General features: G+C 63.2%; 27 protein-coding genes and 1 pseudogene. 6 read left to right on the forward strand and 22 right to left on the reverse strand.

The features are described 5' to 3' along the window. Nucleotide 1: 1 nt before the first annotated feature. From lipA to LB565_RS07655, 15 genes and pseudogenes are all read right to left on the reverse strand, one after another. Nucleotides 2-967: a lipoyl synthase gene (lipA, locus tag LB565_RS07590; protein ID WP_095765463.1), complete on the reverse strand. Its 966-nt coding sequence runs from the start codon at nucleotides 965-967 to the stop codon at nucleotides 2-4. A gap of 128 nt (nucleotides 968-1,095) precedes the next feature. Further along, nucleotides 1,096-1,353, reverse strand: a complete 258-nt coding sequence (locus LB565_RS07595; protein ID WP_095765464.1) for a GlsB/YeaQ/YmgE family stress response membrane protein — start codon at nucleotides 1,351-1,353, stop codon at nucleotides 1,096-1,098. A 156-nt stretch (nucleotides 1,354-1,509) separates the two neighbouring features. Beyond that, nucleotides 1,510-2,958: a dihydrolipoyl dehydrogenase gene (gene lpdA, locus LB565_RS07600; protein ID WP_224582504.1), complete on the reverse strand. Its 1,449-nt coding sequence runs from the start codon at nucleotides 2,956-2,958 to the stop codon at nucleotides 1,510-1,512. 27 nt (nucleotides 2,959-2,985) lie between these two features. Then, nucleotides 2,986-3,624 carry an SGNH/GDSL hydrolase family protein gene (locus tag LB565_RS07605; RefSeq protein WP_224582505.1) on the reverse strand — a complete coding sequence of 213 codons (639 nt, stop codon included), beginning with the start codon at nucleotides 3,622-3,624 and terminating at the stop codon, nucleotides 2,986-2,988. Between the two features lie 133 nt (nucleotides 3,625-3,757). Next, nucleotides 3,758-5,125, reverse strand: coding sequence for a pyruvate dehydrogenase complex dihydrolipoamide acetyltransferase (locus LB565_RS07610; RefSeq protein ID WP_224582506.1), 1,368 nt, complete (start codon nucleotides 5,123-5,125; stop codon nucleotides 3,758-3,760). A gap of 18 nt (nucleotides 5,126-5,143) precedes the next feature. Continuing rightward, nucleotides 5,144-6,538, reverse strand: coding sequence for a pyruvate dehydrogenase complex E1 component subunit beta (locus tag LB565_RS07615; RefSeq protein ID WP_224582507.1), 1,395 nt, complete (start codon nucleotides 6,536-6,538; stop codon nucleotides 5,144-5,146). Nucleotides 6,539-6,553: 15 nt separating this feature from the next. Beyond that, on the reverse strand, nucleotides 6,554-7,591 hold the full coding sequence (gene pdhA, locus LB565_RS07620; protein WP_224582508.1) for a pyruvate dehydrogenase (acetyl-transferring) E1 component subunit alpha: 1,038 nt from the start codon (nucleotides 7,589-7,591) through the stop codon (nucleotides 6,554-6,556). Between the two features lie 175 nt (nucleotides 7,592-7,766). Continuing rightward, entirely contained in the window at nucleotides 7,767-8,090 is a 324-nt protein-coding gene (locus LB565_RS07625; protein ID WP_095818097.1) for an FtsB family cell division protein, read from the reverse strand. Nucleotides 8,091-8,246: 156 nt separating this feature from the next. Next, nucleotides 8,247-9,521, reverse strand: a complete 1,275-nt coding sequence (gene eno / locus LB565_RS07630) for a phosphopyruvate hydratase (RefSeq protein WP_224582509.1) — start codon at nucleotides 9,519-9,521, stop codon at nucleotides 8,247-8,249. A gap of 388 nt (nucleotides 9,522-9,909) precedes the next feature. Then, nucleotides 9,910-10,275 carry a PRC-barrel domain-containing protein gene (locus tag LB565_RS07635; RefSeq protein ID WP_095765629.1) on the reverse strand — a complete coding sequence of 122 codons (366 nt, stop codon included), beginning with the start codon at nucleotides 10,273-10,275 and terminating at the stop codon, nucleotides 9,910-9,912. A gap of 136 nt (nucleotides 10,276-10,411) precedes the next feature. Then, entirely contained in the window at nucleotides 10,412-11,257 is an 846-nt protein-coding gene (kdsA, locus tag LB565_RS07640) for a 3-deoxy-8-phosphooctulonate synthase (RefSeq protein WP_224582510.1), read from the reverse strand. Continuing rightward, on the reverse strand, nucleotides 11,254-12,126 hold the full coding sequence (locus tag LB565_RS07645; RefSeq protein ID WP_224582511.1) for a VOC family protein: 873 nt from the start codon (nucleotides 12,124-12,126) through the stop codon (nucleotides 11,254-11,256). The genes kdsA and LB565_RS07645 overlap by 4 nt, the downstream gene beginning before the upstream one ends. Nucleotides 12,127-12,195: 69 nt before the next feature. Further along, entirely contained in the window at nucleotides 12,196-12,486 is a 291-nt protein-coding gene (locus LB565_RS07650; protein ID WP_224582512.1) for a Dabb family protein, read from the reverse strand. Nucleotides 12,487-12,588: 102 nt separating this feature from the next. Continuing rightward, nucleotides 12,589-12,717, reverse strand: coding sequence for a hypothetical protein (locus LB565_RS29810; RefSeq protein WP_263488404.1), 129 nt, complete (start codon nucleotides 12,715-12,717; stop codon nucleotides 12,589-12,591). Between the two features lie 198 nt (nucleotides 12,718-12,915). Further along, nucleotides 12,916-14,179: pseudogene (locus LB565_RS07655) on the reverse strand (NAD(P)/FAD-dependent oxidoreductase). A gap of 173 nt (nucleotides 14,180-14,352) precedes the next feature. On the opposite strand from LB565_RS07655, the gene LB565_RS07660 reads away from it, so the two are divergent. Next, the gene (locus LB565_RS07660; protein ID WP_224582513.1) at nucleotides 14,353-15,012 is read left to right on the forward strand and encodes a 5-formyltetrahydrofolate cyclo-ligase; all 660 of its coding nucleotides are present in this window, start codon (nucleotides 14,353-14,355) and stop codon (nucleotides 15,010-15,012) included. Here LB565_RS07660 and LB565_RS07665 read toward each other — a convergent pair. Next, nucleotides 15,009-15,482 (reverse strand): Lrp/AsnC family transcriptional regulator, encoded by a 474-nt coding sequence (locus LB565_RS07665; RefSeq protein ID WP_040982960.1) that lies wholly within the window; start codon nucleotides 15,480-15,482, stop codon nucleotides 15,009-15,011. The two genes, LB565_RS07660 and LB565_RS07665, sit on opposite strands and share 4 nt — an antisense overlap. A 206-nt stretch (nucleotides 15,483-15,688) precedes the next feature. Between LB565_RS07665 and ald the strand changes: the two genes are divergently transcribed. Next, on the forward strand, nucleotides 15,689-16,804 hold the full coding sequence (gene ald / locus LB565_RS07670) for an alanine dehydrogenase (protein ID WP_128260656.1): 1,116 nt from the start codon (nucleotides 15,689-15,691) through the stop codon (nucleotides 16,802-16,804). 427 nt (nucleotides 16,805-17,231) lie between these two features. On the opposite strand, the gene LB565_RS07675 is transcribed toward ald, so the two are convergent. The 5 genes from LB565_RS07675 to LB565_RS07695 all read right to left on the reverse strand — a co-directional run bounded on the left by LB565_RS07675 (nucleotide 17,232) and on the right by LB565_RS07695 (nucleotide 21,033). Further along, nucleotides 17,232-17,699, reverse strand: a complete 468-nt coding sequence (locus LB565_RS07675) for a DUF1203 domain-containing protein (protein WP_224582514.1) — start codon at nucleotides 17,697-17,699, stop codon at nucleotides 17,232-17,234. Between the two features lie 111 nt (nucleotides 17,700-17,810). Further along, a complete protein-coding gene (locus LB565_RS07680; RefSeq protein WP_224582556.1) occupies nucleotides 17,811-18,374 on the reverse strand; it encodes a GNAT family N-acetyltransferase in 564 nt (187 codons plus the stop codon). Beyond that, nucleotides 18,374-19,225, reverse strand: a complete 852-nt coding sequence (gene sseA, locus LB565_RS07685; protein WP_224582515.1) for a 3-mercaptopyruvate sulfurtransferase — start codon at nucleotides 19,223-19,225, stop codon at nucleotides 18,374-18,376. The genes LB565_RS07680 and sseA overlap by 1 nt, the downstream gene beginning before the upstream one ends. Before the next feature lie 30 nt (nucleotides 19,226-19,255). Further along, nucleotides 19,256-19,999, reverse strand: a complete 744-nt coding sequence (locus LB565_RS07690; protein ID WP_224582557.1) for an alanyl-tRNA editing protein — start codon at nucleotides 19,997-19,999, stop codon at nucleotides 19,256-19,258. Then, nucleotides 19,999-21,033 carry a cysteine synthase A gene (locus LB565_RS07695; RefSeq protein WP_224582516.1) on the reverse strand — a complete coding sequence of 345 codons (1,035 nt, stop codon included), beginning with the start codon at nucleotides 21,031-21,033 and terminating at the stop codon, nucleotides 19,999-20,001. Before LB565_RS07695 ends, LB565_RS07690 begins: the two co-directional genes overlap by 1 nt. Nucleotides 21,034-21,223: 190 nt before the next feature. Here LB565_RS07695 and LB565_RS07700 point away from each other — a divergent pair, with 190 nt between their 5' ends. After that, nucleotides 21,224-22,072: an SDR family NAD(P)-dependent oxidoreductase gene (locus LB565_RS07700; protein WP_224582517.1), complete on the forward strand. Its 849-nt coding sequence runs from the start codon at nucleotides 21,224-21,226 to the stop codon at nucleotides 22,070-22,072. 84 nt (nucleotides 22,073-22,156) lie between these two features. Beyond that, complete coding sequence (locus LB565_RS07705; protein WP_224582518.1) at nucleotides 22,157-23,146, forward strand: alpha/beta hydrolase; 990 nt, start codon at nucleotides 22,157-22,159, stop codon at nucleotides 23,144-23,146. A gap of 72 nt (nucleotides 23,147-23,218) precedes the next feature. On the opposite strand, the gene LB565_RS07710 is transcribed toward LB565_RS07705, so the two are convergent. After that, nucleotides 23,219-24,658, reverse strand: a complete 1,440-nt coding sequence (locus LB565_RS07710; protein ID WP_224582519.1) for a DEAD/DEAH box helicase — start codon at nucleotides 24,656-24,658, stop codon at nucleotides 23,219-23,221. Between the two features lie 40 nt (nucleotides 24,659-24,698). On the opposite strand from LB565_RS07710, the gene LB565_RS07715 reads away from it, so the two are divergent. After that, on the forward strand, nucleotides 24,699-25,052 hold the full coding sequence (locus LB565_RS07715) for a hypothetical protein (RefSeq protein ID WP_224582520.1): 354 nt from the start codon (nucleotides 24,699-24,701) through the stop codon (nucleotides 25,050-25,052). Beyond that, nucleotides 25,049-26,581, forward strand: a complete 1,533-nt coding sequence (locus LB565_RS07720; protein ID WP_140542881.1) for an acyl-CoA carboxylase subunit beta — start codon at nucleotides 25,049-25,051, stop codon at nucleotides 26,579-26,581. Before LB565_RS07715 ends, LB565_RS07720 begins: the two co-directional genes overlap by 4 nt. Nucleotides 26,582-26,593 lie beyond the last annotated feature (12 nt).

A 26,593-nucleotide genomic window follows, 5' to 3' on the forward strand; every position in this document is an offset into this window, starting at 1 on the left:
GTCAGCTGGCCTTCGCGAGCTGCGCCTCGCGCGCCGCGCGCAGCCTGGCGAAATCCTCGCCGGCATGGTGCGAGGAGCGCGTCAGCGGGCTCGACGCCATGAGGAGAAAACCCTTCGTCTTGCCGATCGTCTCATAGGACTTGAACTCGTCCGGCGGGATAAAGCGGATCACCGGATGGTGCTTCTTGGAAGGCTGCAGATACTGGCCGATGGTCATGAAGTCGACATTGGCCGAACGCAGATCGTCCATCAACTGCAGCACCTCGTTCCGCTCCTCGCCGAGGCCGACCATGATGCCGGATTTGGTGAAGATCGACGGGTCGAGTTCCTTGACCCGCTGCAAAAGCCGGATCGAGTGGAAATAACGCGCGCCGGGGCGAACCGTCAGGTAATTCGACGGCACGGTTTCAAGATTGTGGTTGAAGACGTCGGGCTTGGCCGCGACGACGATTTCCAGCGCGCCGTCCTTGCGCAGGAAGTCGGGCGTCAGGATCTCGATCGTCGTCGAAGGCGTTGCCTTGCGGATGGCGCGGATGACATCGGCGAAATGCTGCGCGCCGCCGTCGGCCAGATCGTCACGGTCGACGGAGGTGATGACGACGTGGCTCAATCCCATCTGCTTTACGGCATGCGCCACGCGCGCCGGCTCATCCGGATCGAGCGCGGTCGGGATGCCGGTCGCGACATTGCAGAAGGCGCAGGCGCGCGTGCAGATCTCGCCCATGATCATGAAGGTGGCGTGCTTCTTGTCCCAGCACTCGCCGATATTCGGGCAGCCGGCTTCCTCGCACACCGTTACCAGCTTGTGCGACTTCACGATCTCGCGCGTTTCGGCATAGCCCTTCGAAACCGGCGCTTTGACCCGGATCCAGTCGGGCTTGCGCAGCACCTCCTGGTCGGGCCTGTGCGCCTTCTCGGGATGCCGCGGGCGCGGCCGGTTGGCGATCGTGTCTACGACTGTGACCATCTCAAACCCTTCGCGGCCGCGATTTCGCCAGCCGCCTGTCTTTCGTCATCTAGGACTTTTCGGGACAAAGAAAAAGGCCGCGGCAGCGCATGCCGCCACGGCCATTTTCGCATAACGGTGGCTTTGGGTCAGCGACGCACGAGCCGTCCGACGAAGATCAGCAGGCAGGCGCCGATGAAGCCGGTAATCAGATAGGCGACCCAGCCGACGCCGAAGGACTGGATGTTGAGAGCCTGCAGGATCGCGTTCAGCACTATCGCACCGACGATCCCCATGATGATGTTCATGAAGATACCGGTGTTGCTCTTCATGACCATCTCGGCCAGCCAGCCCGCTAGGCCGCCGACGATGATGGCTGCGATCCAGCCGACGCCATTCATATGCATGTGCCAATTCCTCCTCGATCAGGTGAAAATGAATCCGGATACGAACCGCCTTGCCGTCAGCTTTCTCCGGCTGCCGCGTGTGAGTCTCGCCCGACCAATTTAGCACGGATTGGCCATCGATCACCGATTGGTGACTTATCACCGATTGGTGACCTGTCATGCGTTCAAAACGCGGCCATAGGCGTCGAGCACGCTCTCCTTCATCATCTCCGACAGTGTCGGATGCGGGAAGATCGTATGCATCAGCTCTTCCTCAGTCGTCTCCAGGTTCATAGCCACCACAAAACCCTGGATGAGTTCCGTCACCTCGGCGCCGACCATATGCGCGCCGAGCAGTTGCCCGGTCTTCTTGTCGAAGATGGTTTTGACGAAGCCCTGGTCCTCGCCGAGCGCGATGGCCTTGCCGTTGGCGCTGAACGGGAAGCGGCCGACGCGGATATCCTTGCCTTCCGCCTTGGCCTTCGCTTCTGTCAGGCCGACGGACGCGACCTGCGGGCTGCAATAAGTGCAGCCCGGGATCTTCAGCTTGTCGATGGGGTGCACGCCTGGGAAATTGGCGATTTTCTCGACACAGACCACACCTTCGTGCTCGGCCTTGTGGGCGAGCATAGGCGGGCCGGCCACGTCGCCGATCGCGTAGATGCCGGGCACATTGGTCTTGCCGTAGCCGTCGACGACCACGCAGCCGCGGTCCGTCTTCACGCCAAGCGCTTCCAGGCCGAGATTCTCGATGTTGCCCTGCACGCCGACGGCCGAGATCATGCGGTCGGCGGTGATCTTCTCGACCTTGCCGTCCTTCATCTCGACATGCGCGGTGACCGAATTGGCGCCCTTTTCAACCTTGGTCACCTTGGCCTCGAGGAGGATCTTCATGCCCTGCTTCTCGAACTGTTTTTGCGCGAATTTCGAGACCTCGGCGTCCTCGACCGGCATCACCGCCGGCAGCAGCTCGACCACCGTCACGTCGGCGCCCATGGTGCGGTAGAAAGAGGCGAATTCGATGCCGATGGCGCCCGAGCCCATCACCAGCAGCGACTTCGGCATTTCCTTCGGCACCATCGCCTCGAAATAAGTCCAGATCAGCTTGCCGTCCGGCTCGATGCCGGGCAGCGCGCGCGGCCTGGCACCGGTCGCCAGGATGATGTGCTTGGCCGTGTAGGTGCCCTCGCCCTTGACGCCCTTCGGCACCGGCGGCTGCGGTTCCATCGCCTTCTTCGCGGTTTTCGAGACGACGAGCTCACCCGGCTTCGAAAGCTTTGCCTCGCCCCAGATGATATCGACCTTGTTCTTCTTCATCAGGAAGCCGACGCCGGTGTTGAGCCGTAGCGACACTTTTCGCGAGCGGTCGACCACGGCGGCGGTGTCGGGGATGATTTTACCGCTTTCAAGCTTCAGCCCGTAATCCTTCAAATGATCCGAATAATGCATGATCTCGGCCGAACGCAGCAGCGCCTTGGTGGGGATGCAGCCCCAGTTGAGGCAGATGCCGCCCAGATGCTCGCGCTCGACGATTGCCGTCTTGAAGCCGAGCTGGGCGGAACGCACCGCCGTGACATAGCCGCCCGGGCCCGAGCCGATGATGATGACGTCGTAGGATTCAGCCACGGGTTTTCTCCCTGATCTTTCTGAAGGTTAGAGTGAGAGCATGATGCGCACGAGCGGCGCCAGAGCCTGGCCGATCCTACGCGTGTTCTCGACATCGAGATGGACGCCGTCGAGCGGCGTGGTGGTGGCGACGGTGCCGGCGTCGAAGAAACCGCAGCCGGCCTCGTCTGCCAGCGCGGAATACTGCGGTGCCAGCCGCTTGGACGCGTCGTCACCGCCGGCGAACATCTCCTTGAATTCGGCATTGTCGGTGCGTGTCACGACAGGGGGCGCGACAATGAGGATCTGTGGCGCCGGCCAGTCGAACGGATAGTCATGGCCGCGCACGATGTTGATCAGCCGCTCCATGCCCTGCTTGGCGGCGACCGGATTGCCGTGGATCCAGGGCTTCATGTCGTTGGCGCCGAGCATAATGATGACGAGATCAAGCGGCGCATGACTGGTCAGGATCGTCGGCAGGACGCGGGCGCCATTGCGATCGGCACCAGCCAGATGGTCGTCGAATGCCGTGGTGCGGCCGTTGAGGCCTTCGGCGATGACCTCGACGCCGCCCCCGAGTTCGGCCCCGAGAACGCTCGGCCAGCGGTCCTCCAGCGCATGGCGGCCGAGGTTGGCGGCGTCGTAGCCCCAGGTCAGGGAGTCGCCGTAGCAGAGAATTGTCTTCATGCGGTTGCCCCACACTTGCCGAAACCCGGCTGCGAGCGCCTGCCGCGCCGTCGTGAGAAGAGCTCGCCGTCGGGATTGAAAATGATCAAGGCGAAAAGGCTGGTGAAGGATTTCCGCACCGCCTTTTCCCTTCTTACACCAGCATGCCCATAGGGTTTTCGATCAAGCGCTTGAAGGCGCCGAGCAGCTCCGCGCCAAGCGCGCCGTCGACGGCACGGTGGTCGGTCGACAAGGTCACCGACATCACGGTGGCTATTCTGATCTCGCCGTTCTTCACCACTGCCCGCTCCTCGCCTGCGCCAACCGCCAGGATCGTCGCGTGCGGCGGGTTGATGACGGCGGCGAAGTCCTTGACGCCGAACATGCCGAGATTGGACACCGCCGTCGTGCCGCCCTGATATTCTTCCGGCTTCAGCTTGCGGCTGCGGGCGCGGCTTGCCAGGTCCTTCATCTCGTTGGAAATGACCGACAGCGTCTTTTCATCCGCATGCCGGATGATCGGCGTGATCAGGCCGCCGGGGATCGAGACGGCAACGCCGACATCGGCGTGCTTGTGCTTGATCATGGCGTTCTCGGTCCAGGAGGCGTTGGCATCCGGCACCGCCATCAGCGCCATGGCCATGGCCTTGATCACCATGTCGTTGACCGAGAGCTTGTAGGCCGGAGCTTCGCCCTTCTCGGTCTTCCTCATTGGTGCGGCGGCATTCAACTGCGTGCGCAACGCAAGCAGCGCATCGAGCTCGCAGTCCAGCGTCAAATAGAAATGCGGGATGGTGGATTTCGCCTCGACCAGGCGGCGCGCGATGGTCTTGCGCATGTTGTCATGCGGCACGAGTTCGTAGGAGCCCTCGGCGAACAACTTCAGCACCTGGTCGTCCGACATCGGCTTGGGTGCAGGCGCCGGAGCGGATGGGGCGCCGGCGGGCGCCTTCGCAGCCGGAACGCCGCCTGAAGCGATCGCCGCCTCGACATCGACCTTCACCACGCGGCCATGCGGGCCGGAACCGGTCAGCGCCTTCACGTCGACGCCGGCATCCTTGGCGATGCGGCGGGCCAGCGGCGATGCGAAGACGCGATCGCCGGCGGCGTGGCCGTTGGCGACGGGAGCGGACTCAACCTTCGCCGGTGCAGGCGTCGCAGCGGCTGCCGCCGGTTTGGCTGCTTCCTTGGGCGCTTCGGGCTTCGGGGCGTCGGCTTTCGGCGCTTCGGCCTTGGGCGCGGCGGCGCCGCCGCTCTTGGCGGCGGCCGCGGCATCCTCGCCTTCACCAGCCAGGATGGCGATCAGCGCGTTGACCTTGACGCCCTCGGTGCCAGCCGGAACCACAAGCTTGGCGACCGTGCCTTCATCGACGGCCTCGACTTCCATCGTCGCCTTGTCGGTCTCGATCTCGGCGATCACGTCACCCGGCGAAACCTTATCGCCTTCCTTGACCAGCCATTTTGACAGATTGCCCTCTTCCATGGTCGGAGAGAGCGCCGGCATGGTGATGTTGATTGGCATGATGTCCTCCCGACCGGCTCAGCGATAGGTAACGGCTTTGACGGCCTCGACGACTTCGCCGACGTTTGGCAGCGCCAGCTTCTCGAGGTTCGCCGCGTACGGCATCGGCACGTCCTTGCCGGCGATGGTGATCACCGGCGCATCGAGGAAGTCGAAGGCGCGCTGCGAGACCTGGTTGGCGATGTGATCGCCGACCGAGTTCTGCGGAAAACCTTCTTCCACCACCACGAGACGGTTGGTTTTCTTCACCGAGGCGATGATCGTGTCGAAGTCGAGCGGCCGGACGGTTCTGAGATCGATGATCTCGGCATCGATGCCCATGCCGCGCAGCTCGGCCTCCGCCTTGACCGCATAGGTCATGCCGATGCCGAACGAGACGATCGTCACATCCTTGCCCTGCTTATGGACGCGCGCCTTGCCGATCGGCAGCACGAAGTCGTCGAGCTTCGGCACATCGAAGGAATGGCCGTAGAGGATCTCGTTCTCGAGGAAGATGACCGGGTTCGGATCGCGGATCGCCGCCTTGAGCAGGCCTTTGGCGTCGGCGGCCGTATAGGGCATCACCACCTTCAGGCCGGGAATATGGCTGTACCAGGCGGCATAGCACTGCGAGTGCTGCGCGGCGACGCGGGCCGCCGCACCGTTGGGACCACGGAACACGATCGGCGCGCCCATCTGGCCGCCGGACATATAGAGCGTCTTGGCGGCCGAGTTGATGATCTGGTCGATCGCCTGCATGGCGAAGTTGAAGGTCATGAACTCGACGATCGGCTTAAGCCCGGCCATCGCGGCGCCGACGCCGACGCCGGCAAAGCCGTGCTCGGTGATCGGCGTGTCGACGACGCGGCGCGGCCCGAATTCCTGCAGCAGGCCTTGCGTGATCTTGTAGGCACCCTGGTATTCGGCGACCTCCTCGCCCATGACGAAGACGTCGCCGTCGCGGCGCATTTCCTCGGCCATCGCGTCACGCAGCGCTTCGCGCACCGTGGTCGAAACCATCTCGGTGCCGGCGGGAATGTCCGGGTCCGCCGCGATCTCCGTCTTCGGCGCGGCGGCGACAGGAGCGGCAGTCTCGCTTTTGGCCGCGGCGGGGGCCGGGGCCGGTGCGGCTTTCTCAGCCTTGGCGGGTTCTTCTTCGCCGATGCCTTCGCCGGCCTCGTCGACATCCTCGCCGTCGACGGCGAGCACGGCGATGACCGCGTTGACCTTGACGCCTTCGGTGCCGGCAGGAACCACGATCTTGGCCAGCGTGCCTTCGTCGACGGCTTCGACTTCCATCGTCGCCTTATCGGTCTCGATCTCGGCGATGACATCGCCGGCGACGATCTTATCGCCTTCGCTCTTCAGCCATTTGGAAAGATTGCCCTCTTCCATCGTCGGCGAGAGCGCGGGCATGAGAATTTCGATCGGCATGTCCTTGCCCTCTCCTTAGAGTACGATGTCGGTCCAGAGCTCGGACGGATCCGGCTCGGCGTCGTTCTGGGCGAATTCGGCGGCGTCGGCGACGATGTCACGGACTTCCTTGTCGATGGCCTTGAGCTCGTCCTCGCTTGCCCACTTCTTGTCGAGCAGCCGCACCCGGACCTGCTCGATCGGGTCGTGCTCGGAGCGCATCTTCTGCACTTCCTCCTTGGAGCGGTATTTCGCCGGGTCGGACATCGAATGGCCGCGATAGCGGTAGGTCTGCATCTCGAGGATCAGCGGGCCATTGCCGGCGCGGCACCATTCGGCAGCGAGGTCGCCCGCGGCCTTCACGGCGCGCACGTCCATGCCATCGACCTGGATGCCGGGGATCTTGAAGGAGGCGCCGCGGTTGGAGAAGTCGGTCTCGGCCGACGAGCGCGACACGGACGTGCCCATGGCGTAGCGGTTGTTCTCGATGATGTAGATCACCGGCAGCTTCCACAGCGAGGCCATGTTGAAGCTTTCATAGACCTGCCCCTGGTTGGCAGCGCCATCGCCGAAATAGGTCAGCGATACGTTCTTGTTGTCGCGGTAGCGGTTGGCGAAGGCGAGACCGGTGCCGAGCGACACCTGCGCGCCGACAATGCCGTGGCCACCATAGAAATGCTTCTCCTTGGAGAACATGTGCATGGAGCCGCCCTTGCCCTTCGACAGGCCGCCGCGGCGGCCGGTGAGCTCAGCCATGACGCCGCGCGGCGACAGTTCCATCGCCAGCATATGGCCGTGGTCGCGATAGGCGGTGATCATCTGGTCGCCTTCGACCAGCGCCATCTTCATGCCAGTGACGACGGCCTCCTGGCCGATATAGAGATGGCAGAAGCCGCCGATGAAGCCCATGCCGTAGAGCTGGCCGGCCTTCTCCTCGAAGCGGCGGATCAAGAGCATGTGCCGGTAGGCGGAAAGCTCTTCTTCCTTGGTGAAATCAGCGGGCTTGGGTGCTGACAGATTGGGCTGTTTGTCGGATCTGGATTTGGCGGGCGCTTTTTTGGCGGCGGTGGCCATGCGTCACTCCCTGTTGGCGTCTCTTTGCGGACATTCAGGGAGATCGATCGCCTCCCCACCGATTTGCGCGAGGCTAACATGCAAGGATGCATTGCGCCATGCTGAAAAATGCATGGCTGGCATGCATCTAAGCGATTATAATCATTGCAAATAAGGGCGATTAACCGTAATTCGGTTATTTCGTTGGGGCGGGCAGCATGATGGTAATTTCGTCGGGCTGGGACAGATTGAGCGCCTTTCGGGCCTGCTCGTCAAGCATGTCCTTCTCCAGCGTGCCCTCATGCATCAGCTGGACACGGCGCTCGAAGTCGATCCGGCGCGCCTTCACGGCATCAAGCTGGGCCTGCAGTTCAACCGCCCGGGCCTCGAGCCGATATTTGGAGTAGATGCCGAACTCGCCGTGATAGGCATGGAAGCCGAAATAGGCCAGGAAGAGCACGCAAAGCGAAGGGATGATTAGCCTGCCGGTGTTTCTCTGCTTGTGCTGACGTGTCCACATGACCCGAACCCTCGCGGCCGCGAACGCAAGCGGCCATGAGTCGTATTTCGCCCGATTGTGCTTAATGGACGGTTACGGACGACCTGTTGCAGGACCGCCGGAAATGAAAAAGGGCGGGAATGCCCCGCCCTTTTCAGACTGCTCGAACAGGCCGGATCAGCCCTTGACCACCGACTTGCCGGCGTAACGCGCCTGCTTGCCGAGCTCTTCCTCGATGCGGATGAGCTGGTTGTATTTGGCCATGCGGTCCGAACGCGACAGCGAGCCGGTCTTGATCTGCCCGCAATTGGTGGCGACCGCGAGGTCGGCAATGGTCGAATCCTCGGTCTCGCCCGAGCGGTGCGACATGACGGCGGTGTAGCCGGCCTTGTGCGCCGTTTCGACCGCGTCGAGCGTCTCGGTCAGCGAGCCGATCTGGTTGACCTTGACCAGGATCGAATTGGCGACGCCCATGCGGATGCCGTCGCGCAGCCGCGCCGTGTTGGTGACGAAGAGGTCGTCGCCGACGAGCTGGGTGTTCTTGCCAATCAGATCGGTCAAGATCTTCCAGCCTTCCCAGTCGTCCTCGGCAAGGCCGTCCTCGATGGTGATGATCGGATAGTCGGCAGCCAGCTTGGCGAGATACTTGGCCTGCGCCTTCGGATCGCGGGTCTTCTTCTCGCCCTCATAGACGTAGTTGCCGTCCTTGAAGAACTCGGTCGCCGCGCAGTCGAGGCCGAGCGCGACATCCTCGCCTGGCTTGAAGCCGGCCTTCTCGATCGATTCCATGATGAAATCGAGCGCCGCCGGCGCGCTCTTCAGGTTGGGGGCGAAGCCGCCCTCGTCGCCCACATTGGTGTTGTGGCCGGCGTCCTTGAGCTTCTTGCGCAGCGTGTGGAAAATCTCCGAGCCCCAACGCACGCCGTCGCGCAGCGTCGGCGCGCCGATGGGCAGGATCATGAACTCCTGGAAGTCGATCGGGTTGTCGGCATGCGCGCCGCCATTGATGATGTTCATCATCGGCACAGGCAGGATGTGCGCCTTGGTGCCGCCGACATAGCGATAGAGCGGCAGGCCGGCGGCCTCGGCCGCGGCCTTGGCGACCGCCAGCGACACGCCCAGGATGGCGTTGGCGCCGAGCCGGCTCTTGTTAGGCGTGCCGTCAAGCTCGATCATCGTCTGGTCGATATGGATCTGGTTCTCGGCTTCCATGCCGCCGATCGCCTCGAACAGCTCGCCATTCACCGCTTCGACGGCGCGATGAACGCCCTTGCCGAGATAGCGTGGTCCGCCATCGCGCAGCTCGACCGCTTCATGAGCGCCGGTCGATGCACCCGAGGGCACCGCGGCACGGCCCATGGAGCCGTCTTCCAGCACCACGTCGACCTCGACGGTCGGATTCCCACGGCTGTCCAGGATTTCACGCCCGACAATGTCGATGATGGCGGTCATTTGCGATGTCCCCGATTGATCGATTGAAGCGTCGCGCCCCTCTTAGCCAAAGCGGCGCAAAAGGCAATCGGCGCTGCCGCAATTATTGCCGCGGGCCGGATTCACGAAGCGCAAATTTCTGTCATCATAAGTCATGCGCGTTGCGTGATTTTCTCATCTATGGTCGCGTTCGCGCGGGGCGAAACAGGAGGAGTTTCGCCATGTCCCAGTTGAGCGGTATCGTGAGTTTGTTCCTCATCGGGCGGCGTTCCTGACGTCATGCGACGATCAGAAACCTCAGCAGAGCTCGGCAGAGCTGTCGACTCTCAACGCAGCGGAGTAGTTAAACGTCAAAGACCCCCGGCTTTATGTCGGGGGCCTTTCGATTTCCAGCTTGCCGATCGTGCGATCAATGCCAATAGGGCTTCACATGGTAATACTGGAATGAAGCATCGCGGGCGGCTTCGCCGTCGGCGCCGGTCAGCTCGTCGATCGAATAGGCGGGCGCAGCCTGGAGCTGCTCCTTGGTGAACGGCACGACGTAGCCGCCTCTGTCCTCGTCATAGTCGAGCGTCGCCCACGGAACGGCGTGATACTTCTCGCCCATGCCAAGGAAGCCGCCGAAACCGATCACGGCGAACATGATGCCGTTCGACATCTTGTCCAGCATCACGTCCTCGATGCTGCCGATGCTCTTGCCTTCGGTGTTGTAGACAGACGTGCCGATGACGCGCGAGGCGGCAATGGCTTCGGTATGCCCGGACGGTGTGGTCATGATGGTGCTCCTCTCGTTGAATGCATGCACTGACAATGAGAGGAGCGCGCTAAGGTTCCCGACGACTTGCTCAGCCGTCGGTGAGGCAACGCCGGCTCACCATAACCTGATGCAAGTTCGAGATACGTCGCCGGAATCAGTGTCCCTTGGCGATCCGGTCCAAGGCCATCAGCTTTTTCAGCAGCGCCGGCATGTCCTTGAAAGGAACCATGTTGGGACCATCCGAAGATGTCGAATTGTCGGGGTCCTGATGTGTTTCGATGAAGACACCGGCGACGCCAACTGCAACGGCCGCGCGCGCGAGCGTCGCGACGAAGCGCCGTTCGCCGCCGGAGGAGCCGCCCTGCCCGCCCGGCTGCTGTACGGAATGGGTTGCGTCGAAAATTACCGGGGCACCGATCTCGGCCATGATCGGCAGCGCGCGCATGTCCGAGACCAGCGTGTTATAACCGAACGAGACGCCTCGCTCGGTGGCAAGCACGTTCGGATTGCCGGAGCCGGTGATCTTGGCGACGACATTCTTCATGTCCCAGGGCGCGAGGAACTGGCCCTTCTTCACATTGATGACCTTGCCGGTCCTGGCCGCGGCGACCAGCATGTCGGTCTGGCGCGACAGAAAGGCCGGGATTTGGAGGACGTCGACATGGGGCGCTACGATCGCGCATTGCTCCTCGGTGTGGACGTCGGTCAGCACCGGCAGCGAGAACGTCTTGCGCAGATCGTCGAAGATCGGCATCGCCGCGTCGAGCCCCGCGCCGCGCGTCGCCGACAGCGAGGTGCGGTTGGCCTTGTCGTAGCTGGTCTTGTAGACGAGGCCGATTCCCAGCCGTTCCGTCAGTTCCTTCAGCGCGCCGGCCATGTCGAAAGCGTGCTGGCGCGATTCGAGCTGGCACGGGCCGGCGATCAGCGACAGCGGCGCATTGTTGGCGAAGACGACCTTGCCGACGGTTACCGATGAATTGGGCGCCAGGGGCTGGCTCATGGGATCTCCCGGAAGATGAAGGCGGCGCCCTGCCCGAGCGCCGGTGGAACGACGATGTCAGTGCCGCACATGTTGTGATCGATGGCGCTGGCCGCAAGCGCGCGTAACGTTGAAGCTTTGTCGCGGACCGAGAAAACAATCGCTTGAAAGCGCAAATGCGGCGAAGGCTCGGCCGCTAGACCGAAGCGCTGCGCGTAGCTTTCGGGCGTGACGATGCTCAGGATCGCATTTGGCAGCCGCACCGCGTTACCGTCCGCCTTCGCGCCTGCGGCGATCGCGACCAGTCCGATCTGCGCGGGCGGCGCGTCGCTGACCGCGATCACTTCGACGATGCCGGTTACGCCGTTGGCATGCGCCTGGAGCGCCGTGCGATCGATCTTCGGCGGGTTCACGCGCTCGCAGGCGAAGAGGAAGGCGTCCCTCGCCTGCTTGTCGGCCACGAAGGCCAGCTTGAAGGACGCCGTATCGCTCTTTCCGTTCGTGTCGGTGAAGGCACGTGAAAAACCCAGCATGTCGCCGGCCGACAGGTCGGCTTCGACAAAGCGCCTATGGTCGGCATCGGCATGGCCGGTTCCAAGCACGACGGCGGAAAAGCCCTCCTCGCCCAGCCGTTCGCGATAAAGGCGGTCGCGCGCTACGAAGACATTGCCGGCCGCAATCGCCTGTCCCGTCGCCTGCGCATCTGCCACCGCCAACGGCTCGAGATAGGTGCCGTCGGCGAAAAAGACGCAAGCATTCTCCGTGCCGAAGGGGTGGACGCCTGTGGGTGCGACGACAAAGCCGAGCGAGGTCAGACGCGACCGGACGGCATCGAGGCTCGGTGTCGGCAGCACGAGATGGTCGAGCGGATGGGCGGAGCTTTCGATCATGCCGGCGCGGTGTGCCTCATTCCGGCTGGCGGTTCAAGTGCACCGAACCGTTGGCCGCGGCTTTGCCGCTCAGGCAGCGGCCACGACATCCGCAGAATAGCGCAATTCGCGCAGCGGCTTCACCTTGTTTGTGGTATCCGCGTAAATCGGATGCGCCTTGTAGGCGGCAAGGGCGGCCTCGTCCGCGAACTCGGCATAGACGACCACGTCGATCGCGTTGGAGAACAGGTCGACCTTGGTGTTGAGCGTCACCTCGAAATGCTTGGAGTGCGGAATCTTGCCGAGCGCCAGCAGGCCCGAGCGCACGGTCTCGACATCTTCCTTGCGCCGCACGCTGAAGAAAACGATGTGCCGGATCAAGCCAGCCTCCCTGATCTTCGATTCAGCGGCGTTTTTGTGGGAGCGGGGCCTGGGCGTCAACCGGCAACGATGTCGCGCCCGCAGCGCGCAAACGTCAAGGCCTCACCCAGTAACGAGGCGCACGATGCGCGACATTTCCCGCACGGTCACATCTAGGTAGTGACCATGGTTGTAGAGGCCATCCCAGATCAGAAAGAAGGCGATGGCGGCGATGACGATCACATAACGCATGTCTAAAACTATCGCATGTGGAAGTGCGGAACCAGAGGGGGGGGCGACGGCAGTTGTTCCAGTTCACCGCTTTTGCCTGGCGCTTTCGGCCAGCGGCGCCTGCGCCGCATGAACGCGAAGCCACGCTCGTGAGGCGACGCAATGAAACTGCGATCGGCCATCAGGCATCTCCGCTGCCGGCAGGCGACGGCCAGGGAATCAACTCTTGTCGTCGTCGCCCTGCGTGATCAGGCGCGCGCTGCGCTGGCCGGTAAGATAAATCCATAGCCAGCTAAGCGAGACCGCGAGGCGGTTGCGGAAGTCGATCAGGAAATAGATGTGCGCTATGCCCCAAAGCCACCAGGCGAGCCAGCCGGTGAGCTTGATCCAGCCGAAATCGATGGCGGCGGCGCGCTTGCCGATCGTCGCCAGGTCGCCGGCATGCCGGTACTGGAAGGGACGGGTCGCCGTGTCGCCGGCAAGCCGCGCCTTGATCGTCGCGGCGACATGCTTGCCCTCCTGCTTGGCGGAAGGCGCCACGCCCGGCACCGGCTTCCCATCCGGCCGCAGCACATGCGGTGTCGCCGATGACGAAAATGTCGGGATTGCCCTGCACGGTGAGGTCCGGTTCGACGATCACCCTGCCCGCCCGATCGGCCGGCGCTCCCAGCCATTCGGCCGCCGGCGAAGCGGCAACGCCGGCCGCCCAGATGATCGTTCTTGCCGGCAGGCGCTTGTCGCCGAAGACGACGCCTTCGGCATCGAGCTTAGTGACGGGGCGCCCGAGCTCAACGGTGACGCCCAGCCGTTCCAGCGCCTTGCGGGCATAGTCGGAAAGCTGCGGCGCGAAATTAGCCAGGATCCGGTCGCCGGCTTCGATCAGCACGACGCGCGCCTGCCGCGTGTCGATATTGCGGAACTCGCCGCGCAACGTGTCATTTGCAAGCTCGACAATGGTGCCGGCGAGCTCGACGCCGGTCGGCCCGCCGCCGACAATGACCAGCGTCAGCAGCGCCTGGCGCCTGGCCGGATCGGTTTCGCGCTCGGCCTGCTCGAAGGCGAGCAGGATACGGCGCCGGATCGTCGTGGCATCCTCGAGCGTCTTCAGACCCGGTGCGAACGGCTCCCATTCGTCATGGCCGAAATAGGCGTGGCGCGCGCCGGTGGCGAGCACCAGCGTGTCGTAAGGGATCGAGCTGCCGTCCTCGAGCAGCACGCGCTTGCCGACGCGATCGATGCCGGTGACATTGCCGAGAAGCGTCGTCACGTCCTTGCGCCTGCGCAGCAGATGACGGATCGGCCAGGCAACCTCCGAGGTCGCCAGCGACGTCGTCGCCACCTGGTAAAGCAGTGGTTGGAACAGGTGGTGATTGCGCTTGTCGATCATCGTGATGCGCACCGGTGCGCCAGACAGTGCACGGGTGAGTTCGAGCCCGCCGAACCCGGCGCCAACGACCACGACATGATGCTCGGTTTCGCTCATTTCATCCACCTCGCGACGTAAAGCTACCACACTGGATGTAAGTGTTTTTGTGCATTGCAACAACATCTTGCCGGGCAGGAAACATGCCCCAGAGTCGTCGCGTGGCGTCGCGAATGCACATGGGGCGCGCCTCGCCACAGGTATAGCGTGAGACAGCATTACAGGACCTTATCATGGCTGATAATCGCGACGACGACGGGCTGGCCCAATACGCATCGCCGCCCTGCTTCATGCATGAACTCGACCCGCAATATCGGGAGCCGCTCTCCGACTGGGCCGATGTCAGGCGATGGCGCAAGGCGGAGCGCGAGCGGCTTATCAATGCCCGCCTCGCCGTTTCAGCCGACGCGCGCGCCGTCATGTCGGCACGCATCGCCGAAGGCATCGACGCGCTGATCGGCGACATAGACGGCCGGATGGTCAGCCTCTATTGGCCGTTTCGCGGCGAGCCGGATCTGCGTGGCTGGATGGCCTCGATCAACGAGCGCGGTGGGCGCACCGCGCTGCCCGTCGTCATCGAGAAGGGGCAGCCGCTGGTGTTTCGCGCCTACAAACAGGGTGACCGGCTGGAAAAGGGCGTGTGGAACATTCCGATCCCGGCCGAGGGCGACCCGGTGCTGCCCGACATCGTGATCTCGCCGATCGTCGGCATCGATCCAGGTAACTATCGGCTGGGTTATGGCGGCGGCTTTTACGATCGCACGCTTGCCGCAATGCCGTTCAGGCCGCTGGTCATCGGCGTCGGCTACGAACTGCAGCGCATTCCGACCATCTACCCGCAGCCGCACGATATCCCAATGACGACTGTGGTGACCGAAGCCGCAGCGGTCTAAGCCATCTCCGGCCGCAGCCCGACCGCCGTGCGATCGACGATCTCGCGCAGTGCGAAGGACGAGTTGATCTTGGTCACGTGCGGCATGGCCGACAGCCATTCCTTGTGGATGCGCTCATAGTCGACGAGATCTTTCGCCGCGATGCGCAGGATGTAGTCGTATTCGCCCGACATCAGATGGCAGGAGAGCACGTTCGGGCAGCGCTTGATCGCTGCCTCGAAATCCGACAGCGTCTTTTCGAATTGCCCCGACAGCGATATGTGCACGATCGCCGTCATCTGGTGGCCGAGCGCGGAATTGGACAGCCGCGCGTGGTAACCGCGGATGGTTCCGGACTTCTCCAGATTGTCGAGCCGGCGGGAACAGGCCGATTGGGAAAGGCCGACCTTCTCGGCAAGCGCCGCATTGGGGATCCGGCCATCCTTCTGCAAAGTCTCCAGAATGGCGATATCAATCCTGTCGAGCCGCATTTTTCGTGGTTCCTGCGAATTTCAAGTCGTTTTTCGCAACGATTATCGAAGAGAGACCATTGCCGCAAGTGCATTCGCAAACACATACGGAACGATTCGTGGTTGACTGCGGTTACTGCGTGTCCACCCTCCGCATTTTCGACCCGGTGACATGCACGAGCGACAGTGAGAGCGCCCCTTGAAGGGCGCGGACAGGGAGAAGAAAGATGCGTGTCGGCTGCCCCAAGGAAATCAAGAACCACGAATATCGCGTCGGCCTGACGCCGGGCTCGGTCCGCGAATATGTCGCGCATGGCCATGAAGTGCTGGTCGAGACCGGTGCTGGCGCCGGCATCGGCGCCGACGACAACGCCTATCGCGCCGCCGGCGCCACCATCGCCAAGACGGCCGCCGACGTGTTCGCCAAGTCGGACATGATCGTCAAGGTCAAGGAGCCGCAGCCAAACGAATGGGTCCAGCTGCGCGACGGCCAGATCCTCTACACCTATCTCCATTTGGCTCCGGATCCGGAGCAGACCAAGGGTCTTCTTGCTTCAGGCGTCACCGCGATTGCCTATGAAACCGTGACCGACGATCGCGGCGGCCTGCCGCTGCTCGCGCCGATGTCGGAAGTCGCCGGCCGCCTGTCGATCCAGGCCGGCGCGACGGCGCTGCAGAAGGCCAATGGCGGCCGTGGCGTGCTGCTCGGCGGCGTACCCGGCGTGCTGCCCGGCAAGGTCACGGTGCTCGGCGGCGGCGTCGTCGGCCTGCACGCGGCCAAGATGGCTGCCGGCCTCGGCGCCGACGTCACCATCATCGACCGCTCGATCCCGCGCCTTCGCCAGCTCGACGACATTTTCGGCGGCCGCGTCCATACCCGCTACTCGACCGTCGAAGCGCTGGAAGAAGAATGCTTCTCGGCCGATGTCGTCATCGGCGCCGTGCTGATTCCGGGCGCCGCGGCGCCCAAGCTCGTGACCCGCGAAATGCTTTCCGGCATGAAGAAGGGCTCGGTGCTGGTCGACGTCGCGATCGACCAGGGCGGTTGCTTCGAGACCTCGCATGCCACGACCCACGCCGATCCGACCTATGAGGTCGACGGCGTGATCCATTATTGCGTCGCGAACATGCCCGGCGCCGTGCCGGTCACTTCGGCGCACGCGCTCAACAACGCGACGCTGCACTATGGCCTGCAGCTCGCCGACAAGGGCCTCAAGGCGCTGGTCGATGACCACCACCTGCGCAACGGCCTCAATGTCCATAAGGGCAAGATCACCAACCGCGCCGTCGCCGAGGCGCTCGGCTACGAAATGGTCGAGCCGAAGGCGGTGCTCGCCGCCTGACATCCGGCCAGAACTTCCTCCTGTCGCGCCCGCCGGGTCATTCCGGCGGGCTTTTTTGCGCGCAAAACTTAATCCCCACCCGAATCCGGGCAACAAAAAAGCGGAGCAAAAGCCCCGCTTCCTCGATGTTGCGATCTGTCGCCGGTCCATCCGCGGTCGACAAATCATCAACGATTACTGTTTAGCGCAGTAGTACGACGGGAATACGACAGTTCTTGGAAGGTCCGGTTTCCATCTTCCCGGCCATTGTGCTCCTTGTGTGAAATGCTTCACATTCGCCCGACAGGAAAGACGCCTAGACAGGCGACGTTACTGGCGGCCTGAGCTGCTTGCCCGGTCGGACAAGTCCGGCCCGGACAGCACTTGCCGGCAGCTTCTGTCAGACCCTCCAACGGCCCGCCCGACCATCGGCGGGCTTTTTTTTGGATCATGGCCGCTCGATGCGGCATTGATAGCAATTGTTCTGCGCCGACCGGACATGGATGTAGGCGATGTCGTCGCGCTCAAGCAGTGCTGTCGCGCGAGCTGCGATGTCGCCCGTCGGCGTGACCGCGCCGCTGCCATAGACGATGCGATCGTCCTTGCCATAGCCCCTGACGATGTAGTCGCTGCCTTCGAGCATTTCCGGCAGCGCATCCCCGTCGGCGGCGCGCTCGCATTCGTCGGCATGCAGGAAGATCGGGCCGGTTTCGGCATAGGGCTGCAGTTCCGGGAACGGCCGGTAGGCAACGATCAGATAGCCGTCACCCTCGGCGACGTTCCTGAGGCAATGCCTGCAGGGCACGCCGTCGCCGTCGGAAATGCGGTGCTCCGGGCTGCGGCCATAGGCATCGGACCCTCCCCGCTGCAAGGCGCGCACGGCTTCGGTCGGCAAGGCTTTGAACTGGATGGTCATGACAAATCTCCGGTGTCGATCTCCGGAAATTATGCCTTGGCGACAGTGCCTCCCACCCGATTCCTGACTGGCGGAACCGTTTCTCACCAGTCCTGGAATTGCTGAATTGCTCTAGTCTCGCATGACGCTGGCCGAGCGCTCGGCGAAGGTCAGCGGATGGACGACCTCTTTCTTCTGCGCCACCGGCGTGAAGCCGAGCTTCTGGTAAAGCGGCAGAGCCGCCGGATGATCGAGGGTGCAGGTCTGCACGGTAACGCGCCTTGGCCCATATGCCCAGGCCGCCGAGATCGCGGCGCCAAGGAACCATCGGCCGATGCCCTGGCCATGCGCATGCTCCATCATGCCGAAATAAGCGAGCTCCACTTCGTCCGGAAGATGCGGCTTGAGGTCGAAGAAGCCGGCGGGGGCGCCGTCGAGATAGAGCACGCGGATGTCGCGGTCCTCGCGGTGCAAGCCGGCGGCGAGCTCCTCGTCGCTGAGCCTCAGCACATTGACCCAGTGCCATTTGCGACCGACGCGATCCATCAGATAGCGGTAGAAATGGAGCGGGATATCTTTCGTCTTCAGCAGCGCGATCTGGCGATTATAGGGGATCGGCGGTGAAACCGCCGGCGCCGCATGCATCTCCAGGAATGTGACGGTGACATCGATATCTTGCAGCGCGCTGTTTTCCATCATTCTTTCCCCGTCACCACCGGTGTGTCGCTGAGACTGCCCCACTCGGTCCAGGACCCATCGTAAAGCCGGTTGTCGGTATGGCCGAGCGTCTCCAGCGCCAGCGTGATCGCCGCCGCCGTGATGCCCGAGCCGCAGGACGTGACAACGGGCTTCGAGAGGTCGATGCCGGCATCCTCGATCACCTTGCGCAGGCGATCCTTCGGCAGCAGCTCGCCATTCTCGGCAAGCGCCGTGATCGGGACATTATGCGCACCCGGCATATGGCCCGAACGGACGCCCTGCCGCGGCTCCGGATCGGTGCCTGCAAAGCGGCCGGCCGATCGCGCATCGGCGATTTGGCTCCCTTGGCTGCCGACGATCCTGCGCATCTCGTCGAGGCCTACAACCCGGTCCTTGTCGAAATCGGCATAGAAGACACTCGGCGCGATCTTGGTCGGTTCGGCCGTCACGGGCCGGCCCTCGGCCTTCCAGCGGTCAAATCCGCCATTGAGGATGTAGACCTGGAAGACGCCCATGACGCGGAACATCCACCAGGCGCGCGGCGCCGAGAACAGGCCGGGCCCGTCATAGACGACGATGGTGTCGTCGGCCGAAACGCCCATGGCGCCGACATATTGAGCGAAGTGCTGCGGCGACGCCAATGTGTGCGGCAGTTTCGAATCCGGATCGGAAACCGCGTCCTGGTCGAGAAAGCGCGCTCCGGGGATGTGGGCGGCATCGTATTCGGCGCGGGCGTCGCGCTTTTGCGCCGGCAGATACCAGGAGGCGTCGATAATGGTGAGGCCGGGCTCGCCAAGCCGCTTCTGCAGCCAGTCGGCGTCGACTATGAAGGGACTGTCCTGCGCCATTCTATTCTCCTGCCCCGCCTAGCTTTGACGTCAGTTCGCCGGCATCGGCCCGAAGCGGATGCGGAATCGCCGGTTCTCGCGGCCTTTCTTCTCGATCTTGCCGATATGTATGTCGCCGACCTCCCCGGTCGACCTCACATGCGTTCCGCCGCATGGCTGGCTGTCGATCGAGCCGTTGTCGCCGATTAAGACCAGGCGGATCTTGCCGGTGCCGACCGGCGGGCGGACGTTCTTCGATTTGACCAGGCCGGGATTGGCGGCCAGCGCCTCGTCGGTGATCAGCCGAGTGAAGATCGGATGGTCGGCGCGCACCAGCTCCATCAGCCGAGCCGTCACATCCTCCCTGGTGAAGCCGGCGTCGGGAATGTCGAAGTCGACGCGGCTGTCGTCCTCCGCGACCGCCGCCCCGGTGATCGGAAACGGACAGACCACGGTCAGCAGGTGGCAGGCGGAGTGCATGCGCATCAGGAGGTGCCGCCGCTCCCAGTCGATCAGAAGCTTGAGCCTTTCGCCGACCGCGGGGAGCGTCTGCCCGGGGGCCGGCACATGGATGATCTCCTCCTTGGTCTCGCCGGTGATGGTGGCTGCGATCGCGATGCGGCCGCCGTCGGCACGTTCGAGCATGCCGGTATCGCCCGGCTGCCCACCGGACGTTGCATAGAAGATCGTGCGGTCGAGAAGGATGCCGCCACGATCGTTGATGGCGACGACCTCGGCTTCGGCCGTCTTCTGATAGGCGTCGTCGCGAAACAGCGCCTCGGTCCTGTGCGCCATCATGCCACCTTTTCGAACGGCACGGAAATGTCGATTTTCTCTTCCATCCAGCCCGGCACCGGAAGATTCTTGCCGCGCAGGAACTCCGGATTGAAGAGCTTGGACTGGTAACGCGTGCCGTAGTCGGCAAGGATCGTCACGATTGTGTGGCCGGGTCCGAGGTCGCGCGCCAGCCGGATGGCGCCGGCGATGTTGATGCCGGTCGAGCCGCCGACGCAAAGCCCCTCTTCCTGGATCAGGTCGAAGATGATGGGCAACGCTTCCTCGTCCGGGATCTGGTAGGAGAAATCCGGCGTGAAGCCTTCGAGATTGGCTGTGATGCGGCCTTGCCCGATGCCCTCGGTGATCGAGTTGCCATCCGATTTCAACTCGCCGCTGGTGTAGAAACTGTAGAGCGCGGCGCCGAGCGGATCGGCGAGCGCGATCTTGACGTCCTTGCTCTTGCCCTTGAGGCCAAGCGCGACGCCGGCGAGAGTGCCGCCGGAGCCTACGGCCGAAACGAAGGCATCGACCCTGCCGTTGGTCTGAGCCCAGATTTCCTGGGCCGTCGTGCGGATATGACCGTCGCGGTTCGCGACATTGTCGAACTGGTTGGCCCAGATCGCGCCGTTCGGCTCCGAGCGCGCCAGTTGCTCGGCAAGCCGGCCGGACAGTTTTATGTAATTGTTTGGGTTCTTGTAGGGCACGGCGGGCACCTCGATGAGCTCCGCGCCCAGGATCTTGATCACATCCTTCTTTTCCTGACTCTGCGTGTCGGGGATGACGATCACGGTGCGGTAGCCGAGCGCCTTGGCGACCAGCGTCAAGCCGATGCCGGTGTTGCCGGCAGTCCCTTCCACGATGAGCCCGCCTGGCTTGAGCAGCCCACGCTGTTCGGCGTCGCGGATGATGAACAGGCCGGCCCGATCCTTCACCGATTGCCCCGGATTCATGAACTCGGCCTTGCCGAGAATCTCACAGCCGGTCGCCTCCGAAGCCTTGTTGAGCCGGATCAGGGGCGTGTTGCCGATCGCTTCGATCACAGAACGGGGCATGCGGGATTCCTTCATGTGTGCGGCGAGACCCTAAAAACCGGACGCCGCGGTTTCAAGGCAAGATTTTGCCTGGTCCAGTCGCATTCCGCATGGTGCAATGCTCGCAATCATTTCAACGCCAGGTGCAAACCGCTCTTTTCAACCGATTTCATCGCCGCTAGAGCAAACCGGAACATCCGCAGGACACCCCATGACACTCTACCGGGCCAATCCAAAAGACGGTGTCGCCTGGATCACGGGCGGCAGCAGTGGGCTTGGGCGCGCACTGGCCAAGGATCTCGCCAATCAAGGCTATGCCGTGGCGGTGACGTCGCTGCCGGACGATCCGGTCGAGACGCTGATCGTCGAAACGGCGCAAATGTCGGGACATGTGAGATCCTTTCCCTGCGACGTGACCGACGAGCACGGTATGGCGCGCACGGCCGCCGCGATCGAGGAACAGATGGGGCCGATCGTGCTTGCCGTCTTTAACGCCGGCAACTACATCGCCACCCCCGGCGAGAATCTGGTGGTGCGCGATTTCCATCGCTCCTTTGCCGTGAACTATTTCGGCATCGTCAACGGCGTGGTGCCGGTCGTCGAGCATATGCGCGTGCGCGGGCGCGGCCATGTCGTTCTGGTCGGATCGGTCACTGCCTATTCCGGCTGGCCGACGACGGCCGCCTATGGCGGCACCAAGGCCGCGATCAACATCCTGGCGGAGTCGCTGAAATACGACTTCGACAAGATGAACATCCGGGTCCAGGTCATCAATCCGGGATTCATCGACACGCCTTTGACTGAAAAGAACAAGCTGCCGATGCCGGGCCTCATGCCTGTGCACCGCGCGTCGCGCCGCATGGCGCGCGGCATCAGGAAGGGCGGCTTCGAAGTCACCTTCCCGTACCACATAAGCTGGCTGTTGAAGCTGCTCGGCCTGCTGCCGCGACCGATCGGCCGCTTCGTCATCGGGCTCACCACCCACTGGTGGGGGCGGCCATTGCATTTCGATCGCAGGCTGCCTGGCGATAAAAACCCATCCCGCGACAAGGCCACATAGGTAGGGGCTACATAAGCCGGCGAAACGGCGATTGCCTGCCGGCGGGTACGGCCATAGGTTGAGAATCATTATTTGGAGACTGTAATGGGGCGGCGGATCGTGCTGGCGGTGCTTGGCCTTGCAGTCATCCTGGTCGCCGGCTTCTTTCTCGGCCCGCGCGTGCCGGTCGACACTACAATCCATTTCAATCCATCGGTGATCGGCGATGATCCGCAGGCCTATCTGGCGCGTGAAGAGGCTGCCGTGCCCAACATCCGCGACGGCCTCGACAAGGAGATTATCTGGGCGAATCCGATGGTCCACGCCAAGACGCCTTTGGCCATCGTCTATATCCATGGCTTTTCCGCCTCGAAGGGCGAGGTTCGCCCCTTGCCGGACGATATCGCGGAGGAACTGGACGCCAACCTGTTCTACACGCGCCTGACCGGGCATGGCCAGGACGGCGCGGCGATGGCGCAGGGCAGCGTGAATGCGTGGATAAACGACTATGAGGAGGCCTTGGCCATCGGCCGCGCCATCGGCGACAAGGTGATCGTCATCGGAACCTCGACCGGCGGCTCGCTGGCGGCGTGGGCCGCCACGCAGCCGGGCGCATCCGACGATGTCGTGGCCATCGCGTTCATATCGCCGAATTTCGGCGTCAAGGCCTCCGGCGCCGAGTTGCTGATCATGCCCTGGGGCCGGCAGCTCGCCGAGCTTGTCGGCGGCAAGGAGCGCAGCTTCCCTGCGCGCAATGCGCTGCACGAGAAATTCTGGACCACCAAATATCCCATGAAGTCGGTGCTGCCGATGGCGGCGCTCACCAATCTTGCCTATGAGGCGCCGGTCGAGAAGGCGAAAATCCCTGCCCTGTTCATCTTCTCGGATTCCGACAAGGTGGTGCGGCCCGACCGCACGCGCGAGATCGCCGGGCGCTGGGGCGGCCCGCACGAACTGGTGCCGGTCGACGACACCGGCGATCCGGACAATCACGTCATCGCCGGCGATGTGCTGTCGCCGCAAACCACAGCCTTCCTTACCCAACGCATCGTGGTGTGGGTGAAGGCGCTGATGCAGCAGCAGTCAGGCCAGTGAAGTCAGGCCAGTGGAGTGAAAAACGGCCGAAGCATCGCTCCGGCCGTTCCTGTTCGCCTGATTCTGCTAGGCTCAAGCGGCCCGGTTCGCCGGACGCTTGCCGCCGAAGCGGCGCTTGTTGTTGCCCTTGAAGCGCTTGAAGCCGTCGGGCTTGCTCGAGCCATTCGGCTTGGCCGCAGCCGGGCGTTCGCCCTGAGGCTTCGGAGCGCGCTCGCCATAAGGCTGGCCGCCGAAGCGCTTGTTGTCGCCACCGTTGCCAGGGCGGCGGCCATCGCGGCGGGCGCCGTGATGCTCGCGGTCATTGGCCGGTTCGAAATGACGCTCGGTCTTTTCCCTGGGGTCGCGCTGCGGATCCGGGCTGCCGAGATGGTCCGCGACGACCGGCAGCTTCATGCGGATGATGCGCTCGACCTGCCGCAGCTTGGCGTTTTCCGAAGGATCGCACAGCGTGATCGCAATACCGTCTCTGCCGTTGCGGCCGGTGCGGCCGATACGGTGGACGTAGCTTTCCGCTTCGTCCGGCAGGTCGAAATTCACGACATGGCTGATGCCGGGCACGTCGATGCCGCGCGCCGCGATATCGGTCGCGACCAGGATGCGAACCGAGCCGTCGCGGAAATCGTTGAGCGCCTTCTGGCGTGCGTTCTGCGACTTGTTGCCATGGATGACCGCAGCCTCGAAACCGTCACGGGCAAGGTCCTTGGTGACGCGGTCGGCACCGTGCTTGGTGCGCGAGAACACGATCACCGAGCGCATTGCCTCGTCGGCGAGCATCTTGGACAGCACCTGGCGCTTCTGCTTGGTGCGGGCGAGCACCACGCTCTGCACGATCTCGGCTGCCGCAGTGCTCTGCGGCGCGACTTCGACGCGGATCGGGTTCTTCAGAAGGCCCTTTGCCAATTCGGCGATTTCATTCGGCATGGTCGCCGAGAACAGCACCGTCTGACGGTCGGCCGCGGTCGCCTTGGCGATGCGCTTGACGTCGTTGATGAAGCCCATGTCGAGCATGCGGTCGCCCTCATCCAGCACCAGCCATTTGGTGTCGGCAAGAATGAGGTCGCCTTCGCGCACCAGATCGGTCAGCCGGCCGGGGGTGGCGATCAGGATGTCGACGCCGGGCGCAACCTTCTTCACCTGGCTGAAACGCGAGACGCCGCCCAGCACCAGCGCGGTCGAGACATGCGCGCCCTTGGCGAGGATCTTGATGGTGTCCTCGATCTGCACGGCGAGCTCGCGCGTCGGCGCCAGGATGAGCGCCCGCGTCGTCTTCGGCCGGCGCTTGGTGCCGAGACCGATGATCTTCGAGAGGATCGGCAGCGCGAAGGCCGCGGTCTTGCCCGAACCGGTCTGGGCGATGCCGAAAATGTCGCGGCCTTCCATCTGCGGCGGGATCGCCTGCGTCTGGATCGGCTTCGGATCGGTGAAACCGGCGGCATGGGTTGCCTTGAGCAGCGCGCCCGAAATCCCAAGTGCTGCGAAACCGTTCAGTTCCGCTGTGTTTTCGTTGGTCAAAATAATCTTCTTTCACGCGGCCTTGTGGCCGCAAACATCAATGGCGGCAGGGCGCAACCTGCCGTCGGATAAATTGTCATGGAACGACAAGGCGGCGGACAATCGTCCGCGCGGCTGCGCTGTCGTGCCCGCAAGCATCATGCCTCGGGGCTTTTTCGCCAGCTTGCCGATCGACCATGGCCGATTTGCCGGAAAGAGGGAAAACAGACGCAACCAGTCTCATTCGTCGAGAAGGCCGGATATCCCGGCCCAAGCGCCTATGCCACCGCATATGGCTGAGTTCGTTCCGAAATGCAAGGGCTCCATATTGCAATGCAGCAAAACAGGGATGCTTGCGCTCCCCTGCCCGCGCGATTACCACAAATTGCTTATTGGTTTTGAGGACCGGCAATGAAGGACGTGCTGAAGGAACTCGAGCGCCGCCGCGAGATTGCCCGCATGGGCGGCGGCAAGGACCGCATTGAGGCGCAGCACAAGAAGGGCAAGCTCACCGCTCGCGAGCGCATCGAGATATTCCTCGACGAGGGCTCGTTCGAGGAATTCGATATGTATGTCGAGCACCGCTCGACCGATTTCGGCATGGAGAAGACCAAGATCGCCGGCGACGGCGTGGTCACCGGCTGGGGCACCGTCAACGGCCGCCCGGTCTATATCTTCGCCAAGGATTTTACCGTGTTCGGCGGCTCGCTTTCGGAAGCGCATGCCGAAAAGGTCATCAAGGTCCAGGAGATGGCGCTGCGCAATCGCGCGCCGATCATCGGCCTCTACGACGCCGGCGGCGCACGCATCCAGGAAGGCGTGGCCGCGCTTGGCGGCTATGCCGAGATATTCCAGCGCAATGTGCTGGCATCCGGCGTCATTCCGCAAATTTCGTTGATCATGGGTCCCTGCGCCGGCGGTGACGTCTACTCGCCCGCCATGACCGATTTCATCTTCATGGTGCGCGACACCTCCTACATGTTCGTCACCGGACCGGATGTGGTGAAGACGGTGACCAACGAGACGGTGACCGCGGAAAGCCTCGGCGGCGCAAGCGTGCACACCACCAAATCCTCCATCGCCGATGGCGCCTATGACAATGATGTCGAGGCGCTGCTGCAGATGCGCCGGCTGGTCGATCTTCTGCCGGCGTCGAACACAGCCGAGATTCCCGAGATCGAGTGCTACCAGTCGGTGACGGATCACGACCTGTCGCTCGACCGGCTGATCCCCGACAATGCGAACAAGCCCTACGACATCAAGGAGCTGATCCTGAAGGTCGCGGACGAAGGCGATTTCTTCGAGATCCAGCAGAGTTTTGCCAAGAACATCGTCACCGGCTTCGGCCGGGTCGAGGGCCGCACCGTGGGCTTCGTCGCCAACCAGCCGATGGTGCTGGCCGGCGTGCTCGATTCCGACGCCAGCCGCAAGGCCGCGCGCTTCGTGCGCTTCTGCGACTGTTTTTCCATCCCAATCGTCACCTTCGTCGACGTGCCAGGCTTCCTGCCGGGCACCGCGCAGGAATATGGCGGGCTGATCAAGCATGGCGCCAAGCTGCTTTTCGCCTATGCCGAGGCGACCGTGCCGAAGATCACCGTCATCACCCGCAAGGCCTATGGCGGCGCCTATGACGTGATGGCCTCGAAGCATCTGCGCGGCGACATGAACTATGCCTGGCCGACGGCGCAGATCGCGGTGATGGGCGCCAGGGGCGCGGTCGAGATCATCTATCGCAAGGATATCGGCGATCCCGAGAAAATTGCTGCCCATACAAAGACTTACGAGGATCGCTTCCTGTCGCCCTTCGTTGCAGCCGAACGCGGCTACGTCGACGAGGTGATCATGCCGCATTCGACCCGCCGCCGCGTCGCGCGAGCGCTGCGCATGCTGCGCAACAAGGACATGCAGAACCCCTGGAAGAAGCACGACAACATCCCGCTGTGACAAGCTGCACCG

Source organism: Mesorhizobium sp. CA14 (assembly GCF_020165195.1).
In the GTDB taxonomy this organism is placed as follows: domain Bacteria; phylum Pseudomonadota; class Alphaproteobacteria; order Rhizobiales; family Rhizobiaceae; genus Mesorhizobium.

Coding starts and splice junctions, on each gene's coding strand:
- lipA (WP_095765463.1), bottom strand. CDS start 967: ATGGTCACAGTCGTAGACACGATCGCCAACCGGCCGCGCCCGCGGCAT.
- LB565_RS07595 (WP_095765464.1), bottom strand. CDS start 1,353: ATGCATATGAATGGCGTCGGCTGGATCGCAGCCATCATCGTCGGCGGC.
- LB565_RS07605 (WP_224582505.1), bottom strand. CDS start 3,624: ATGAAGACAATTCTCTGCTACGGCGACTCCCTGACCTGGGGCTACGAC.
- LB565_RS07610 (WP_224582506.1), bottom strand. CDS start 5,125: ATGCCAATCAACATCACCATGCCGGCGCTCTCTCCGACCATGGAAGAG.
- LB565_RS07615 (WP_224582507.1), bottom strand. CDS start 6,538: ATGCCGATCGAAATTCTCATGCCCGCGCTCTCGCCGACGATGGAAGAG.
- pdhA (WP_224582508.1), bottom strand. CDS start 7,591: ATGGCCACCGCCGCCAAAAAAGCGCCCGCCAAATCCAGATCCGACAAA.
- LB565_RS07625 (WP_095818097.1), bottom strand. CDS start 8,090: ATGTGGACACGTCAGCACAAGCAGAGAAACACCGGCAGGCTAATCATC.
- eno (WP_224582509.1), bottom strand. CDS start 9,521: ATGACCGCCATCATCGACATTGTCGGGCGTGAAATCCTGGACAGCCGT.
- LB565_RS07635 (WP_095765629.1), bottom strand. CDS start 10,275: ATGACCACACCGTCCGGGCATACCGAAGCCATTGCCGCCTCGCGCGTC.
- kdsA (WP_224582510.1), bottom strand. CDS start 11,257: ATGAGCCAGCCCCTGGCGCCCAATTCATCGGTAACCGTCGGCAAGGTC.
- LB565_RS07645 (WP_224582511.1), bottom strand. CDS start 12,126: ATGATCGAAAGCTCCGCCCATCCGCTCGACCATCTCGTGCTGCCGACA.
- LB565_RS29810 (WP_263488404.1), bottom strand. CDS start 12,717: ATGCGTTATGTGATCGTCATCGCCGCCATCGCCTTCTTTCTGATCTGG.
- LB565_RS07660 (WP_224582513.1), top strand. CDS start 14,353: ATGGCTGATAATCGCGACGACGACGGGCTGGCCCAATACGCATCGCCG.
- LB565_RS07665 (WP_040982960.1), bottom strand. CDS start 15,482: ATGCGGCTCGACAGGATTGATATCGCCATTCTGGAGACTTTGCAGAAG.
- ald (WP_128260656.1), top strand. CDS start 15,689: ATGCGTGTCGGCTGCCCCAAGGAAATCAAGAACCACGAATATCGCGTC.
- LB565_RS07675 (WP_224582514.1), bottom strand. CDS start 17,699: ATGACCATCCAGTTCAAAGCCTTGCCGACCGAAGCCGTGCGCGCCTTG.
- LB565_RS07680 (WP_224582556.1), bottom strand. CDS start 18,374: ATGGAAAACAGCGCGCTGCAAGATATCGATGTCACCGTCACATTCCTG.
- sseA (WP_224582515.1), bottom strand. CDS start 19,225: ATGGCGCAGGACAGTCCCTTCATAGTCGACGCCGACTGGCTGCAGAAG.
- LB565_RS07690 (WP_224582557.1), bottom strand. CDS start 19,999: ATGGCGCACAGGACCGAGGCGCTGTTTCGCGACGACGCCTATCAGAAG.
- LB565_RS07695 (WP_224582516.1), bottom strand. CDS start 21,033: ATGCCCCGTTCTGTGATCGAAGCGATCGGCAACACGCCCCTGATCCGG.
- LB565_RS07700 (WP_224582517.1), top strand. CDS start 21,224: ATGACACTCTACCGGGCCAATCCAAAAGACGGTGTCGCCTGGATCACG.
- LB565_RS07705 (WP_224582518.1), top strand. CDS start 22,157: ATGGGGCGGCGGATCGTGCTGGCGGTGCTTGGCCTTGCAGTCATCCTG.
- LB565_RS07715 (WP_224582520.1), top strand. CDS start 24,699: ATGGCGGCAGGGCGCAACCTGCCGTCGGATAAATTGTCATGGAACGAC.
- LB565_RS07720 (WP_140542881.1), top strand. CDS start 25,049: ATGAAGGACGTGCTGAAGGAACTCGAGCGCCGCCGCGAGATTGCCCGC.